Below are 16,734 nucleotides of genomic sequence, written 5' to 3'. Positions count from 1 at the left end.
AGCGCAGTAATGCGTTAAGCTAACTGATACTAATTGCTCGTGAGGCTTGACCCTATAACTTTGATCAAAATACAGATCAAGGTGTTATGCCAAGTTGACGCATTCAAAATACATTCAAGCCAGTGCAAGACAATTGCATGCTGATTCCAAACTCTATGAATTCGTCTGATTGATCGCGTGATCAACCAGACAACCCTTTATGCCTGATGACCATAGCGAGTTGGTACCACTCCTTCCCATCCCGAACAGGACAGTGAAACGACTCAGCGCCGATGATAGTGCGGGTTCCCGTGTGAAAGTAGGTCATCGTCAGGCTCTTACAGCCCAGAAAACCTCAGTCAGCAATGACTGGGGTTTTTTGCTTTGCGGCAAGCGCCTTTATTCAATGCTAAAGGGCGAATATTCCAGCGAGTAGCTTGAAGCAATCGACCAATAAAAAAGCCCGGTGGAGCAATCCACCGGGCTTTAATTATTTAAAGCTGCTGAAGATCAGGCAGCCAAGCGTTGTTCAATGGCTGCCTTGGTTTCCGGCAGCTCCTTCGGCAGGTGATGCGACAGCTGCTGGAACAGTTCCGCATGCAACTTCAGCTCGGCTTGCCAGGCAGCCTTGTCGATGCTGGTTACCGTGGCGAATTGCTCGGCGCTGAATTCCAGCCCCGTCCAATTGAGATCTTCATAACGCGGGCTCACACCGGTGATGTGTTCGATGCCTTCGGTCTTCTTGCCTTCGACACGATCGATCATCCACTTCAGCACGCGCATGTTCTCGCCATAGCCAGGCCAGACGAACTTGCCGTCGGCACCCTTGCGGAACCAGTTGGTCGTATAGATCTTCGGCAGCTTGGCGCCCGAAGCCTCCAGCTTCTTGCCCACGTTGAGCCAATGCTGGAAGTAGTCGGCCATGTTGTAGCCGGCGAACGGCAGCATGGCGAACGGGTCGCGGCGCACCACGCCTTGCTGGCCGCCGGCCGCTGCCGTGGTTTCGGACCCCATCGTGGCTGCCATGTAGACGCCTTCGACCCAATTGCGCGCCTCGGTCACCAGCGGCACCGTGGTCGAACGGCGGCCGCCGAAGATGAAGGCGTCGATCGCCACGCCCTTCGGATCGTCCCACGCGTCGTCCAGCGCCGGATTGTTGGTCGCGGCCACGGTGAAACGCGAGTTCGGGTGCGCCGCTTTCGCGCCGGTTTCCTTGGCGATCTGCGGCGTCCAGTCCTTGCCCTGCCAGTCGGTCAGGTGCGCGGGCAGCGTCCTGGTGTCCTGCTCCATGCCTTCCCACCAGACGTCGCCGTCGTCGGTGAGTGCCACGTTCGTGAAGATCACGTCGTGGTTCAGGCTGTCCATGCAGTTCGGATTGGTCAGCATGTTGGTGCCAGGCGCCACGCCGAAGTAACCCGCTTCGGGGTTGATCGCGTACAGGCGGCCGTCCTTGCCGGGCTTGATCCAGGCGATGTCGTCGCCGATGGTCGTGACCTTCCAGCCCTCAAAGCCGGCGGGCGGCACCAGCATCGAGAAATTCGTCTTGCCGCAGGCGCTCGGGAAAGCAGCCGCCACGTGGTACTTCTTGCCCTCGGGGTTCGTCACGCCCAGGATCAGCATGTGCTCGGCCAGCCAGCCTTCGTCGCGGCCCATGTTCGAGGCGATGCGCAGCGCGAAGCACTTCTTGCCCAGGAGCGCGTTGCCGCCGTAGCCCGAGCCGTAGCTCCAGATCTCGCGCGTCTCGGGGTAGTGAACGATGTACTTGGTCTTGTTGCAGGGCCAGGACACGTCCTTCTGCCCGGCTTCGAGCGGCGCGCCCACGGTGTGCACGCAGGGCACGAATTCGCCGTCGGCGCCCAGCACCTCGTACACGGCTTGGCCCATGCGGGTCATGATGCGCATGTTGACTGCCACATAGGGCGAATCGGAGAGCTCGATGCCGATGTGCGCGATCGGCGAACCCAGCGGGCCCATGCTGAACGGCACCACATACATCGTGCGGCCCTTCATGCAGCCGTCGAAGAGCGGCTGCAGCGTCGCACGCATCTCGGCGGGCGCCATCCAGTTGTTGGTCGGGCCGGCGCTTTCCTTCTCGTTGGAGCAGATGAAGGTGCGGTCCTCGACGCGCGCGACGTCGGTCGGGTCGGACACCGCCAGGAACGAGTTGGGCCGCTTGGCAGGGTTGAGCTTCTTGAAGGTGCCCGCATCGACCAGTTGCTGGCAGAGGCGGTCGTACTCTTCCTTGCTGCCGTCGCACCAGTAGACGGCCTCGGGTTTGCACAGCGCGGCCATGTCGGCCACCCAGGCAATCAGTTTCGCGTTCTTGACGTATGAGGGCGCCTGAATGGCGAGGCCCTTCATCGTGGGTGCGTTCATCGGAAATCTCCTAAGTTGAAAAATCGTCTTTCCGAACGGGACGCCGTGCCTGCGTGGGCGCGGAGGTCCGTTTGAGAAAACGTTTCGCGAAGGGAGATTGCGCCGCCGCGGGCCGCACCGCCCGCGGACGACAGCCCAACAGGCTGTCAGGCCAAGTAGACAGCGATGGATGCCAGCAGGAGCATCAGCACGCCGCCAGCGAGCGGCAGCACGAGCGGCATCAGGTGAACGACCGATTCGACGGCGTCATGTTCGGTGGCCGCGGCGTGGCCGGGCTCGACGGGAGTGGGGTTGGACATCGGGAAGTACCTCGAATACACAAATGACAAAACTGCCGGCATTTTACCGGCGGGGCTCCGCGGAGCGGTCTAGGGGGTTGCGAGCCCCTCTCGCGCTCTCAATGTTGCTCCTCGGCCTCGAAGCCGGCGTCCTTCAGGGCCATGAGGACGCTGGCCAGGTGGGCCCGGCCGCGGGTCTGCAGGACCAGTTCGATGTCGACGTTCTGGGCTGCCAGCATCGTGAACGCGCGCTGGTGATGAACCTCATCGACGTTAGCACCCGCTTCGGCCACGGTGGCCGTGATCTCGGCCAGCGAGCCCGGCACGTCGCGCGCGCTCACCCGCACCCGCGCCAGCCGCCCGGCCCGCACCATGCCGCGCTCGATGATGGCCGCGAGCAGCAGCGGATCGATGTTGCCGCCCGACAGCACCAGCCCCACCCGCTTGCCCTTGAAGCGCTCCGGATGCCGGATCAGCGCCGCAAGGCCGGCCGCACCCGCACCTTCCACAAGGGTCTTTTCGATCTCCAGCAGCATCAGCACGCCCTGTTCGATGTCGCCTTCGTCCACTAGCAGCAGGTCGTCGACCTTGCTCGCGATGATTTCCTGCGTCAGCACGCCCGGCGTGCCCACCGCGATGCCTTCGGCGATGGTGCTCTTGCCCTGCACGTGGTGCGTGCCCTTGATGGCATTCACCATGCCCGGGAAGCGCGTGGTCTGCACGCCGACGATCTCGATGCCCGGCTTGCGATCGCGCGCCGCGACCGCCATGCCGGCGATCAGCCCGCCGCCGCCGACCGCGACGACCAGCGTGTCCAGGTCCGGCACCACGTCGAGCATCTCCAGCGCCACCGTGCCCTGGCCGGCGATGATGGCCTCGTCATCGTAGGGATGCACGAAGGTCAGCCCTTCGCGTTCGGCCAGTTCCAGGGCATGGGCACGGGCTGCATCGAGCGTGTCCCCGTGCAGCACCACCTCGGCGCCGAAGCCGCGGGTGCGCTCGATCTTCACCCCAGGCGTGAAGCGCGGCATCACGATGAGGGCCCGGAGCCCGAGCCGCTGCGCGTGATAGGCCACACCTTGTGCATGGTTGCCGGCCGACATGGCGATCACACCGCGCGTGCCCGCCGCCGAAAGATCGACCAGCTTGTTGCACGCACCCCGCTCCTTGAACGAGGATGTGAACTGCAGGTTCTCGAATTTCAGGAACACCTGCGCACCGACGATTTCGGAGAGCGTGCGTGACTCGACACAGGGCGTATTGAGCACCTGCCCCTCAAGGCGCACCGCGGCGCGCCGGATTTCTTCGATTCCAACCATGGCGCGCATTGTGGGGGTGGAACGGCCGGATCAGGGTTTTTACCCTTTCGGCGTCTTCCCGAAGCCAAAAGTCTGCGTTATGGTCTCTCCACGAAATTCCTCATCGGAGGTTGCCTGATGGTCAAGCGTGCGGGTGTCGATGCAGTGGCTGCTGCCGTGCGCGGGCAGGCATTGCCTTCGCCTGGCCTGAAGGAAGCGCCGGTGCTCGAGCTCATGTGCTCGCACTTCGTGCTCACGCTCGCCGCCAAGCAGGGGCCGCGCTTCAATGTGCGGCGCGATATCAACGGATTGCTCTCGCTCACGGGGCGCCACCTCGTGTGGCCCGTCGCGGTATTGCAGCGATTGCGCGAATTCCTCGGCCGACGCTGCGCGGGCAACGAAGCATGGAAGGGCGTGGAGAATTTCGACGGCCGCACGCTGCTCGAACGCCACGGCGTCTGGCGCGGCCCGTATGAAGAAGGCACGCTCTTCTTCTACCTGGACGAATACGCGAAGGACCAGCCGAAAGACCTGCTCTCGGTGCTCGCCGTCACGCGCGACTGGCTCACGCATGCCCTGCGCAAGCAATCGACTTTGGTCGAGAAGAACATCGATGCGCTCGCGGGCCTCCTGCAGCTCAACAAGGCCGAGCGCGCGCTGCTGCTCTACGGCACGCTCGCGCGTTATCAGCGCGACCTGCGTTCCCTCCTGGTCGAGTTCAAGGTCAACAACGCGCCCGAGGCCTACGCCGCCATCGCCGACATCGCGGGCGTCAACGCGAGCGAAGTGGGCGAGGCGCTGCGCGCAGGCTCGCGGCTGGAGCGCATCGGCCTCGTCGAGAACCTGATCTCCGAGCACAACATCACCGACTTGGCCGACCTCATGAAGGTCAGCGAGAAGCTGCCGCCGGTGCTGATGCGCGAGTACCGCGACCACAACGAGTTGATGGCGGTGTTCACGCGGCCTTCGGCCAAGAGCGCGCTCACGCCGCACGATTTTTCCTTCGTCGAAGAAGACGCGCAGATGCTCGTCACGCTGCTGCGCGCCGCCGTTGCGCGCAAGGAGCCCGGCGTCAACGTGCTGCTCTACGGCCCGCCCGGCACCGGCAAGACCGAGCTCGCGAAAGTGGTTGCGCAAGCTGCGGGACTGGAGCTCTTCGAGGTCGAATACGCCGATCGCGACGGCAACTCCTTGAGCGGCCGCGATCGCTACCGCTCGCTGCAGATCGCGCAGGTGTTCCTGAAGGGCAGCGCGCAGGCCGCGTTGCTGTTTGACGAAGTCGAGGACGTGTTCCCGCCGATCAGCACCGAGGCCGCGCAATTCATGGCGCGCGCCGAACAGATTCCGGCGTCCACCAGCGGCAGCGTGAGCGGCAAGGCCTGGGTCAACCAGATCCTGGAGGCCAACCCCGTGCCCACGCTGTGGGTCACCAACCGCATCGAGCAGATCGACCCTGCGTTCCGCCGCCGCTTCGCCTACCACCTGGAACTCAAGTCGCCGCCGCCCGGCGCGCGCGAGCAGCTCGTGAAGAAGACGCTCGAAGGCGTCGTGGTGTCCGAGGCCTTCACCGCCAAGCTGGCCGAGCGCAAGGGCCTCACGCCCGCGCAGATCCGCACCGCGGTGCGCTTCGCAGGGCTCGCCAAGACCGACGACGCCTCGATGGAAGGCCTCATCGAGCGGCAGCTGCGCAACGCCGACCTGGCGCTGGGCACGTTGGACACCGGCCGCGGCGAGCGCCGCAACGTCACCACCTACGACCTGGACATGCTCAACGTGGAGACCCGCTTCGAGATCCCGCGCATCGCCGAGGCGCTCAAGGCCCGCGGCCACGGCACGCTGTGCTTCTACGGCGCGCCGGGCACCGGCAAGACGGCGCTGGCCGAGCACATCGCGCGGGCCGTGGGCCGGCCGCTCATCATCAAGCAGGCCAGCGACCTCATGAGCAAGTACGTCGGCGAGACCGAGCAGAACATGGCCGCCATGTTCAAGGAGGCCGAGGCCGAGAAGGCCGTGCTGCTGCTGGACGAGGCCGACTCCTTCCTGCAGGACCGGCGCGGCGCGCAGCGCACCTACGAAGTCACCGAGGTCAACGAGATGCTGCAGGGCATGGAGCGCTTCAACGGCGTGTTCGTCTGCACCACCAACCTGCTCGAGCGGCTCGACCAGGCGGCGCTCAGGCGCTTCACCTTCAAGATCAAGTTCAAGCCGCTCACGGCCGTGCAGCGCGAACGCATGTTCGTGACCGAGGCGCTGGCGGGCGATGCGGCGCTCCTGACCGGCGAAGCGAAAACGCGGCTCGCGCAATTGGCACAGTTGTGCCCGGGGGATTTCGCGGCGGTGAAACGCCAGACCGATATCCTCGCGGTCGAGTTCTCGGCGACGGAGTTTCTCGACCAGCTCGAGGCCGAGCACCGCATCAAGCCCGAAGTTCGCGAATCGCGCGGCATGGGCTTCGTCCAGTAAAGATCAACAAGCGGGCGTGTCCGCCGTCGCGGGCACGAGGAGGACATCCATGGGCTTTCGCAACACAGACCTGCGGCAGTTGCCGCGTCCCGGCGCGTGGGCGGCCGCGGCGGCGCTCGCCGTGGCCGGCCTCCTGGCGGGTTGCGGCGGTGGAGGCGGGGGCGGAGGAGGCGGCGGCGGCTTTCCGATCGTCGGCGGGCCGCCACCCACGGGCAATCCGCCCACCGACGGCGGTGGCGGGAATGGCGGCTTCGCCCCCTCCTCGGAGGCTGCCGGCCTGTGCGCCGCGCCGCGCCGCGGCATCAACCCCGAAACGGGGGGCGCCTACCCCGACAACGCGGGCACCGTCGACAACGAAAAGAACTGGGTGCGCAGCTGGATCGACGAAACCTACCTTTGGTACAACGAGGTGCCGACCACGCTCAAGGCGGCCGACTACGCGACGCCCGTCGCCTTCTTCAACGTGCTCAAGACGCCGGCCACCACCTCGCCCTCGGGCCGGGCGAAGGACCGCTTCCACTACATCTACGACACCGAGGTGTACCGCCAGCTGTCGCAGGCCGGCGTCTCGCCGGGCTACGGGATCGAGTTCGCGTTCGTGCGCAGTTCCCGTCCGAACCGCGACCTGCGCGTGGCCTTCGTCGAGCCGCACGCCAGTTCGCCTGCCGCGGCCCAAGGCATCGCGCGCGGTGCAAAGATTCTGGAGATCGACGGCATCGACGTGCTCAACGGCACCAACACGGCGGTGATCAACCGCGGCATCTCGCCGCAAGCAGCTGGCGAGACGCACACCTTCAAGCTGCAGGAAGGCAGCGCGACGCGAACCATCGACCTCACGGCCGCCCAAGTGACGCGCACGCCCGTCCAGAACGTCAAGACCATCGGCGATCCGGGCAACCGCGTGGGCTACCTGCTGTTCAACGACCACATCACGACCTCCGAGGCGCAGCTCATCGCGGCGGTGAACAAGCTCAAGGAGAACGGCGGCATCCAGGACCTGGTGCTGGACATGCGCTACAACGGCGGCGGCCAGCTCAATATCGCGAGCCGGCTGGCGTACATGGTGGCCGGGCCCGGCCAGACGGGCGGCAAGACCTTCGAGCTGCTGAGCTTCAACGACAAGAACCCGTTCCGCCTCACGCTCGCACAGGCCCTCACGCCGTTCCTGGGCACCAGCCGCACCAACCAGCCGCTGCCCACGCTCGGCCTCTCGCGCGTCACCGTGCTGACCAGCCCCGACACCTGCTCGGCCAGCGAGTCGGTGATCAACAGCCTGCGCGGCATCGGCGTCACGGTCAACCTCGTGGGCGGCACCACCTGCGGCAAGCCCTACGGCTTCTACCCGCAGGACAACTGCGGCACCACCTACTTCGCGATCCAGTTCAAGGGCGTGAACCAGGCGGGCTTCGGCGACTACGGCGACGGCTTCGCGCCCAATGCCAACTGCACCGTGGCCGACGACTTCGACCACCCGCTGGGCGACCCCGCCGAGGCGCGGCTGGCCGCGGCGCTTGCGCTGCGCAGTGCCGGCGCGTGCCCCGTGCCGGCGGCATCGGCCAAGGCCGCGCCGGGCACCGGCCTGGACAAGGCCCAGGTCGGGCCCGAGGAGGAACAGCCGGCCCTCCTGAACCGCTCGCCGCTGCGCGAGAACCGCCTGATCGACCCTCCGCCCAGCGCGGGCTGACAGGGAATCGACGGGCGCCCGTGGCCGCTTCGCACGGCCTCGCGGAAAACCCCTAGCCACAGCACCTTGCCATGCATGCGCTTCGGCATTTAGAGTTAGGCAAACGTTTGCGCAAAGGTTTGCGCAAACGTTTGTATTTCAGTGGCCTCGACTGAAAACCAAATTCTTAGGAGAAGCAGATGCGCAAATGGATCGGGACGGTGTTCACCCTCATCGTCGTCGCCGTACTGGCGGGTTGTGGTGGCGGCGGCGACGGCAACGGCGGTTTCGGGCTCGCGCCCGGCTTCGGCGCAACGCCGCCGCCCGCGCAGAAGATCATCATCGACAGCGACTACAACACCATGAGCGACGACGGCCAGCTCGGCGTCATGGCCGCGCAGCTGCAGGCGGAGGGCAAGGTCCAGGTCATGGGCATCAGCGTGGTCTCGGGCAACCAGTGGCTCAAGCAAGGCGTGGCCGATGCGCTGATGTCGGTGGAGCGGCTCGGCGTGGGCGATCGCATCGGCGTGTACGTGGGCGAGAACTATGCGCTCAACCACACCTTCGCCGACGTCGAGGCCGAAATGGCCGCAGGTGCGAGCAACGACGGCTACCTGGGCGCCTGGAGCGGCCCCGAGCCCAAGACGGACGCCGACCTGAAGCCCTCGCCCGACGGCTTTGCCACCCACACGCTGGTGCAGCGCAAGAGCGCGGTCGACTTCATCATCGACACGGTGAAGGCCAACCCGAACGAAGTCACCATCCTGGCGATCGGCCCGCTCACCAACATCGCGCGCGCGGTGAAAAAGAGCCCCGAGATCGTGCCGCTGATCAAGAAGATCATCTACATGGGCGGCGCCGTCGACGTGGCTGGCAACACCACCAAGACGGCCGAGTTCAACTGGTGGTTCGACCCCGATGCCGCGCAGTTCGTGGTGCGCCTGCCGATCCCGCAGGTGATCGTGCCGCTGGACGTGACCGACACCGTGTTCCTCACCAAGCCGGTGTACGACCGCATCGCCCACCCGGCCAAGCCGACCGCCGTGACCGAAGTGTTCCGCAAGCTCAACGGCTATGGCTTCAGCGGCACGAACGGCTTCGAGAACAACCCGGACTACACGCAGAACATCTGGGACACCCTCACGCTCGCCTACCTGATCGACCCGACCTACGCCACCAAGACGGTGGAGCGCTACGTCGACGTGGTCGCCAAGCCGGGCGCCGCCGACAACGGCCGCTCCATCGGCTACGCCTCGCAGCCCGCGGGCCCGACGCTGCAGAAGATGACGGTGGTGCAGCGCTTCGACAACCCGCGCTTCTTCGAGCTCTTCGTCGACCTGCTCACGCGGCCCGTGCCGATCACCCTGCCCGCAACTGCGAACTGAACTCGCAACAGGGGAAACGCCGCGGAACCGGCTTCGCCGGGCCGCAGGTGTTGCCCGGGCAGGGGGTTGGCGAAGCGACACGAAGTGCGCGAAGCCTGGGGGTGAGCCTTTTCAAAACGCCGAGCACACGCGCAGCACCTCGGTGCCGTAAGCCTCGAGCTTCTTGGTGCCGATGCCGCTGATGCCCTGCAGGTCCTCGAGCGTCGCTGGTGCGCGCTCGGCGATCGACGCCAGCGTGGCGTCGTGAAAGATCACATAGGCCGGCAGGTTGTGCTCCTTGGCCACCTCGCCGCGCCAGGCCTTGAGCGCCTCGAAGCGCTTCTTGCCGGTGTCGTCGAGCTTGGCGGCGGCCGGCGAAGGCGCGCCCTTGGCGACCTTCTCGCGGCGCGGCTTGCGCTCGGCCGGTGACGAGATGGATTCGCGCAGCGTCACGTTCGCCTCGCCCTTGAGCACCGCGCGCGATCCCTCGGTGAGCTTGAGCGTATTGAACGCTTCCGCATCCACCGCCAGCGCGCCCGTGGCGATCAGCTGGCGCAGCACGCCGCGCAGCTGCACTTCGCTGAACTCCGCGCCCAGCCCGAAGGTGCTGATGCGCTCGTGCCCGAACTGCTTGACCTTCTCGGTCTCCTTGCCGCGCAGGATGTCCATGATGTGCCCCGCGCCGAAGCTGATGCCGCTCAGCTGCTGCACGCGGTAGATGGTGCTGAGCAGCTTGCGCGCGGCATCGGTGCCGTCCCACACGTTCGGCGGATTCAGGCAGTTGTCGCAGTTGCCGCAGGGCGTGCTCTTCTCGCCGAAGTAGCCCAGGAGGCGCACGCGCCGGCAGTCGCTCGCCTCGGCCAGCGACAGCAGCGCATCGAGCTTGCCGCGCATCACCTGCTTGAACTCCTCGCCAGCCGGGCTCTCGTCGATCATGCGGCGCTGGTTCACCACATCGTTCAGGCCGTAGGTCATCCAGGCGTCGGCGGGGGCGCCGTCGCGGCCTGCGCGGCCGGTTTCCTGGTAGTAGCCCTCGATGTTCTTGGGCATGTCCAGATGGCCGACGAAGCGCACGTCGGGCTTGTCGATGCCCATGCCGAAGGCGATGGTCGCGACCATCACGATGCCTTCTTCGCGCAGGAACCGGTCCTGGTGCTTCTGGCGCACCGCCGCGTCCAGGCCCGCGTGATAGGGCAGGGCGTTGATGCCGGCGCCCTGCAGCGTCGTCGCGAGGTCTTCCACGCGCTTGCGCGACTGGCAATAGACCACGCCCGCGTCGCCTTCGTGCTCGCGCTCGATGAAGCGCAGCAGCTGCGTGGTCGCGTCCTTCTTCTCGACGATGGTGTAGCGGATGTTGGGCCGGTCGAAACTGGAGACGAACTGGCGCGCCTCTTCCAGCTGCAGCCGCTCGACGATGTCGGCGCGCGTCAGGTCGTCGGCGGTGGCGGTGAGCGCGATGCGCGGCACGCCCGGATAGCGCTCGTGCAGCACGGTGAGCGCGCGGTACTCGGGGCGGAAGTCGTGGCCCCACTGGCTCACGCAATGCGCCTCGTCGATCGCGAACAGCGAGAGCTTGCCGCGCTCCTTGAGCGAATCGAGCTGCGACAGGAAGCGCGGCGTGTTCACGCGCTCGGGTGCCGCATAGAGCAGCGTGATCTCGCCGCGCAGCATGCGGCGCTCCACGTCCTGCGTCTGCTCCCAGTCGAGCGTGGAATTGAGGAACGCCGCATTCACCCCCGCCTCGTGCAGCGCGCCGACCTGGTCGTGCATCAGCGCGATCAGCGGCGACACCACCACCGCGACGCCGCGCCCCGCACGCTGCCGCGCGATGGCCGGGATCTGGTAGCAGAGCGACTTGCCGCCGCCCGTGGGCATCAGCACCAGCGCGTCGCCGCCGCCCACCACGTGATCCACGATGTCCTGCTGGGCGCCGCGGAACTGCGAATAGCCGAAGACTTCGTGGAGGATTTCGGCCGGTGCGGTGCTGCTGCCGGGAGCGTCGAGGGGGTGGGGTGCGAGGGAGGACACGGGCTGCGGAGGCGGACGTCGGGAGGGGATGAAGGGTGGGCTGGCGGGGGAGGCGGTCGATTGTCCCCCAGCCACCCGGTTATGACTGTGGCACGAGCTTTGCAATGGAGACCCCCGTCCCGCCGCCTTTCTTGTCTAGACAGCAATCTGGTGCATCTTCCTGAAGAAATGCACCGAAACGACCCTCCCGGGTTATCCTGTATATACAAGTTGGGGCGCTTGGCAACAATGCGAGGCGCGCGCAGCCCAGGCCCTGGGGCGCATCGCCGAGCCATATCTGAAAAACGGAACCAGGAGTACCCATGGTCAAGACGGTAGTTGTGAAAGTCGCTTCGCTGCTGGCAGCAGGTGCATGTGCAGCGGGCATGGCCGGAACGGCCGCCGCCCAGGACACCAAGATCTCGCTCGGCATGTCCGGCTGGACCGGCTTCGCGCCGCTTTCGCTGGCCGACAAGGCCGGCATCTTCAAGAAGAACGGCCTGGACGTCGAACTGAAGATGATCCCGCAGAAGGACCGTCACCTGGCCCTGGCCTCGGGCGCCATCCAGTGCGCGGCCACCACCGTGGAAACGCACGTCGCCTGGAACGCCAACGGCGTGCCGATCGTGCAGATCTTCCAGATGGACAAGTCCTACGGCGCCGACGGCATCGCGGTGCGCAACGACGTGAAGACCTTCGCCGACCTGAAGGGCAAGACCATCGGCGTGAGCGCCCCCGGCACCGCGCCGTACTTCGGCCTGGCCTGGATGCTCAGCAAGAATGGCATGACCCTGAAGGATGTGAAGGTCGTCTCGCTCGAGCCGCAGCCCGCAGCCCAAGCCTTCGTGGCCGGTCAGAACGACGCCGCCATGACCTACGAGCCCTACCTCTCGACCGTGCGCGCCAACCCCGCCGCCGGCAAGATCCTGGCCACCACGCTCGACTACCCGATGGTGATGGACACCGTCGGCTGCGCGCCCACCTGGCTCAAGGCCAACCCCAAGGCGGCCGCGGCGCTCACCAAGTCGTATTTCGATGCGCTGGACATGATCAAGGCCGACCCGGCCAAGTCGAACGAGCTCATGGGCTCGGCCGTCAAGCAGAGCGGCGAGCAGTTCGCCAAGTCGTCGGCCTACCTGCGCTGGCAGGACAAGGCGGCCAACCAGAAGTTCTTCGCAGGCGAACTCACCACCTTCATGAAGGAAGCCGCGGCAATCCTTCTGGAAGCCGGCGTGATCCGCAAGGCGCCTGAAGACTACGCAGTCACCTTCGATGCAAGCTACGTCAAGTAAGGCGCTGCCGCAGGTGCCGCCCCGCGCGGCATCGGCGGGTGCCGCGTCCTCCCAGCCCGTCGCGGCGCCCGTGCGCCGCCGCGCGTTCGCGCCGCTCGAGCCCATCGGCGCGCGTGCGCGCGTGCTGCTGGGGCTCGGCTTCTTCGTCGTCTTCGTGCTGGTGTGGTCGCTCGCCACGCTCGGCGGCTTCGTGTCGCCGACCTTCCTCGCGAGCCCGCCGACCATGGTCAAGGAAGGCTGGCTGCTCTTCACCGAGTACGGCTTCATCGGCGACATCGGCATGACCGTGTGGCGTGTGTTCGGCGGCTTCCTGCTGGCCGCAGTGTTCGCGGTGCCTCTGGGCATCGCGATGGGCACCTGGAAAACGGTCGAGGCCTTCTTCGAGCCCTTCGTCTCGTTCTGCCGCTACCTGCCGGCCTCGGCCTTCATTCCGCTCCTGATCCTCTGGGCGGGCCTGGGCGAAATGCAGAAGCTGCTGGTGATCTTCATCGGCTCCTTCTTCCAGATCGTGCTGATGGTGGCCGTGACCGTGGGCGGCGCGCGGCGCGACCTCGTCGAGGCCGCCTACACGCTGGGCGCGAACAGCCGCGGCATCGTGGCGCGCGTGCTCATTCCGGGCGCCGCACCGGGCATCGCCGAAACGCTGCGCCTCGTGCTCGGCTGGGCGTGGACCTACGTGATCGTGGCGGAACTGATCGGCTCTTCGTCGGGCATCGGCCACATGATCACCGACAGCCAGGCGCTCTTGAACACCGGGCAGATCATCTTCGGGATCATCGTGATCGGCGTCATCGGCCTCCTGTCCGACTTCGCTTTCAAGGCGATGAATCGCCGTCTGTTCGCATGGGCCGCACTGTGAAGAACCAGCTTTCCATTCAAGGCGTCTCGCGCGTCTTCACCGGCACCAAAGGTCAAAGCACGCAAGCGCTCTTGCCCATCGACTTCGAGGTGAAGGAGAACGACTTCGTCACCATCCTCGGCCCGTCGGGCTGCGGCAAGTCGACGTTGCTGCGCATCGTGGCCGGCCTGGACTTTCCGACGACCGGCCAGGTGATGCTCGACGGCGAGCGCATCGAAGGCCCGGGCGCCGACCGCGGCGTGGTGTTCCAGAGCTACACGCTCTTTCCGTGGCTCACGGTGGCGCAGAACATCCGCTTCGGCCTGCGCGAGCGCGGCATGAGCGAGGCCGACCAGAAGGAGCGCAGCGAGTTCTTCATCGCCAAGGTGGGCCTGCGCGGCTTCGAGCACCACTTTCCCAAGCAACTCTCGGGCGGCATGCAGCAGCGCACGGCTATTGCCCGCGCGCTCGCCAACGACCCCAAGATGCTCTTGCTCGACGAGCCCTTCGGCGCCCTGGACAACCAGACGCGCGTGCTGATGCAGGAGCTCTTGCTCGGCATCTGGGAGTCGGCGCAGAAGACGGTGCTCTTCGTCACGCACGACATCGACGAGGCGATCTTCATGGCCAATCGCGTGGCGGTGTTCAGCGCGCGGCCGGGGCGCATCAAGACCGAGATCGCGGTGGACTTTCCGCATCCGCGCAGCTACACGATCAAGACCTCGCCCGAGTTCATGGACATCAAGGCGCGCCTGACCGAAGAGATCCGCGCCGAGTCGATGGCCGCGGCCGAGCATTGAACAGCGCACGATGAAACGCGACCTGCCGACCCTCGCGCTCTACGCGCAAGTCAAGGATCACATCTCCCGCAAGATCCAGGACGGCACCTGGCCGCCCGGCCATCGCCTGCCTTCGGAGCACGAGCTGGTCGCACAGTTCGGCATGGCGCGCATGACGGTGAACCGCGCGCTGCGCGAACTGGTGGAGCAGGGCCGCATCGTGCGCGTGGCCGGCGTCGGCAGTTTCGTCGCGGAGAACAAACCGCAATCGACGCTGCTGCAGATCGCCAACATCGCGAGCGAAATCCGCCAGCGCGGCCATGACTACCGCTGCGAGATGCTCGCGGTCGAGCGCATCGCCGCTTCGCCCGACGTGGCCGCATGGCTGGACCTGCGCGCGGGCGATTCGGTGTTCCACAGCGCCTGCCTGCACCTGGAGAACGACACGCCGGTGCAGCTGGAAGAGCGCTACGTCAATCCGCAGGTCGTGCCCGATTACCTCGAGCAGGACTTCACCCTGATGCCGCCCAGCGAATACCTGGTGCGCAACGTGCCCTTCGACCAGATCGAGCACGTCGTCGATGCGGTGCTGCCCAACGCCGAACAGGCCGAGCGCCTTGCGATGGAAGTCACCGACCCCTGCTTGCTGCTCACGCGCCGCACCTGGACGCGCAACACGCCCGTCACCTGGGTGCGCTGCCTGCACCCAGCGTCGCGCTACAGCCTGGGCAGCCGCTTCAAAGCCGACGGCAACCCAAGCTTCGGCTGATTTTTTTCGTCTCACAGACCGATCGTTATCTCTCGCAACTACTTGTATAGACAGGTTCACATGCCAAGCAATCACAAAGCTTCATCCGATGCCACCCTGACCCTCACGCCCGGCAAGGTCGACCTTGCGATGCTGCGCCGCATCCAGGCCGGCGGCGTGCGGCTCGTGCTCGATCCTTCGGTGCTGGACGGCATGGCGAAGGCCGAGGCGGCGGTGCGCCACATCGTCGAGAACGACCAGGTGGTCTACGGCATCAACACCGGCTTCGGCAAGCTCGCGAGCACGCGCATCGGCAACGACCACCTGGCCGAGCTGCAGCGCAACCTCGTGCTCTCGCACAGCGTGGGCACGGGCGAGCCGCTGGCCGCGCCGGTGGTGCGCATGATCCTCGCGACCAAGGCGGTGAGCCTGGCGCGCGGGCACTCGGGCGTGCGGCCCGCGCTGGTCGATGCGCTGCTGGCGCTGTTCAACGCGGGCGTCACGCCGAGCATTCCGTGCAAGGGCTCGGTCGGTGCGTCGGGCGACCTCGCGCCGCTCGCGCACATGGCCTGCGTGCTGATCGGCGAAGGCCAGGCGACGCTGGCGGACGGCAGGGTCGTCAGCGGCGCAGAAGCGATGCGCAGCATCGGCCTCGAACCCTTCGTGCTCGGGCCGAAGGAAGGCCTCGCGCTGCTCAATGGCACGCAGGTGTCGACCGCGCTGGCGCTTGCCGGGTTGTTCGGCGCGGAAGACGTGTTCGCTGCCGCGCTGATGTCGGGCGCGCTGTCGCTCGAAGCGATCCAGGGTTCGATCAAGCCCTTCGACGCGCGCATCCACGCAGCGCGCGGCCAGCCCGGCCAGATCGCCGTCGCAGACGCCGTGCGCACCTTGCTCGAAGGCAGCGAGATCGTCCCGTCGCATGCCGACTGCGGCCGCGTCCAAGACCCGTATTCGGTGCGCTGCATTCCCCAAGTGATGGGCGCCTGCCTCGACAACCTCGCACACGCATCGCGCGTGCTCGTCATCGAAGCCAACGCCGCATCCGACAACCCGCTCGTGTTCTGCGACACCGGTGAAGTCATCTCGGGCGGCAACTTCCACGCCGAGCCCGTCGCCTTCGCGGCCGACATCATCGCGCTGGCCGTGAGCGAAGTCGGCGCCATCGCCGAGCGCCGCATCGCGCTGCTGCTCGACACCGGCCTCTCGGGCCTGCCGCCGTTCCTGGTGCGCGACGGCGGCCTCAACTCCGGCTTCATGATCGCGCAGGTCACGGCCGCGGCACTCGCCTCGGAGAACAAGTCGCTTGCGCACCCCGCCAGCGTCGACAGCCTGCCGACCTCGGCCAACCAGGAAGACCACGTCTCGATGGCCACCTTCGCCGCGCGGCGCTTGGGCGACATGGTCAACAACACGGCCGTCGTCGTCGGCATCGAAGCGATGGCCGCCGCCCAAGGCATCGAGCTCAAGCGCAAGCTCAAGAGCTCGCCGCTGGTCGAAGCGGAATTCGCCCGCATCCGCCAGAACGTCGCGTTCCTCGAGCGCGACCGCTACCTCGCCCCCGACATCGAAGCCATGCGCCAGTGGGCGCTGAAGGCCGAGCTGCCGGCCGCGCTGCTCGAAATCCTGCCCAGTCACTCGTAAGAACGTCA

12 protein-coding genes and 1 rRNA gene are annotated in these 16,734 nt (G+C 66.3%); 9 read left to right on the top strand and 4 right to left on the bottom strand.

All coding sequences use genetic code 11. The features are described from left to right. Positions 1–202 precede the first annotated feature (202 nt). Positions 203–315: ribosomal RNA gene (rrf, locus tag BM133_RS27775) — 5S ribosomal RNA — on the top strand. A 174-nt stretch (positions 316–489) separates the two neighbouring features. On the opposite strand, the gene BM133_RS27770 is transcribed toward rrf, so the two are convergent. The 3 genes from BM133_RS27770 to BM133_RS27765 form a co-directional block, all read right to left on the bottom strand. Beyond that, positions 490–2,355 carry a phosphoenolpyruvate carboxykinase (GTP) gene (locus BM133_RS27770; protein ID WP_093441202.1) on the bottom strand — a complete coding sequence of 622 codons (1,866 nt, stop codon included), beginning with the start codon at positions 2,353–2,355 and terminating at the stop codon, positions 490–492. A gap of 146 nt (positions 2,356–2,501) precedes the next feature. After that, positions 2,502–2,654, bottom strand: a complete 153-nt coding sequence (locus tag BM133_RS35245) for a hypothetical protein (RefSeq protein WP_177224959.1) — start codon at positions 2,652–2,654, stop codon at positions 2,502–2,504. A 98-nt stretch (positions 2,655–2,752) separates the two neighbouring features. Further along, positions 2,753–3,952 (bottom strand): threonine ammonia-lyase, encoded by a 1,200-nt coding sequence (locus BM133_RS27765; RefSeq protein WP_177224958.1) that lies wholly within the window; start codon positions 3,950–3,952, stop codon positions 2,753–2,755. Between the two features lie 117 nt (positions 3,953–4,069). Here BM133_RS27765 and BM133_RS27760 point away from each other — a divergent pair, with 117 nt between their 5' ends. The 3 genes from BM133_RS27760 (at position 4,070) to BM133_RS27750 (ending at position 9,442) form a co-directional block, all read left to right on the top strand. Continuing rightward, entirely contained in the window at positions 4,070–6,394 is a 2,325-nt protein-coding gene (locus BM133_RS27760) for an ATP-binding protein (RefSeq protein WP_093441197.1), read from the top strand. Positions 6,395–6,443: 49 nt separating this feature from the next. Then, complete coding sequence (locus BM133_RS27755; RefSeq protein WP_093441195.1) at positions 6,444–8,078, top strand: S41 family peptidase; 1,635 nt, start codon at positions 6,444–6,446, stop codon at positions 8,076–8,078. Between the two features lie 179 nt (positions 8,079–8,257). After that, entirely contained in the window at positions 8,258–9,442 is a 1,185-nt protein-coding gene (locus BM133_RS27750) for a nucleoside hydrolase (RefSeq protein ID WP_093441193.1), read from the top strand. Positions 9,443–9,553: 111 nt separating this feature from the next. Here BM133_RS27750 and recQ read toward each other — a convergent pair whose 3' ends face one another. Further along, positions 9,554–11,449, bottom strand: a complete 1,896-nt coding sequence (recQ, locus tag BM133_RS27745; RefSeq protein ID WP_093441190.1) for a DNA helicase RecQ — start codon at positions 11,447–11,449, stop codon at positions 9,554–9,556. 302 nt (positions 11,450–11,751) lie between these two features. Between recQ and BM133_RS27740 the strand changes: the two genes are divergently transcribed. Genes BM133_RS27740 through hutH form a run of 5 tightly spaced genes read left to right on the top strand, consistent with a single transcriptional unit; the run spans position 11,752 to position 16,726 of the window. Further along, entirely contained in the window at positions 11,752–12,720 is a 969-nt protein-coding gene (locus tag BM133_RS27740; protein WP_093441188.1) for an ABC transporter substrate-binding protein, read from the top strand. Next, entirely contained in the window at positions 12,701–13,579 is an 879-nt protein-coding gene (locus BM133_RS27735) for an ABC transporter permease (RefSeq protein WP_177224957.1), read from the top strand. Before BM133_RS27740 ends, BM133_RS27735 begins: the two co-directional genes overlap by 20 nt. Continuing rightward, on the top strand, positions 13,564–14,358 hold the full coding sequence (locus BM133_RS27730; protein WP_093441183.1) for an ABC transporter ATP-binding protein: 795 nt from the start codon (positions 13,564–13,566) through the stop codon (positions 14,356–14,358). Before BM133_RS27735 ends, BM133_RS27730 begins: the two co-directional genes overlap by 16 nt. 10 nt (positions 14,359–14,368) lie before the next feature. Then, on the top strand, positions 14,369–15,106 hold the full coding sequence (hutC, locus tag BM133_RS27725; protein ID WP_093441180.1) for a histidine utilization repressor: 738 nt from the start codon (positions 14,369–14,371) through the stop codon (positions 15,104–15,106). Positions 15,107–15,166: 60 nt separating this feature from the next. After that, on the top strand, positions 15,167–16,726 hold the full coding sequence (hutH, locus tag BM133_RS27720) for a histidine ammonia-lyase (RefSeq protein ID WP_093441178.1): 1,560 nt from the start codon (positions 15,167–15,169) through the stop codon (positions 16,724–16,726). The last annotated feature ends 8 nt before the right edge of the window (positions 16,727–16,734 follow it).

The sequence above is a fragment of the Variovorax sp. 770b2 genome, assembly GCF_900115685.1.
Lineage (GTDB): Bacteria > Pseudomonadota > Gammaproteobacteria > Burkholderiales > Burkholderiaceae_C > Variovorax.
Note: the sequence above shows the minus strand (reverse complement) of the source record. Positions and strands in the feature narration are given on the sequence as shown.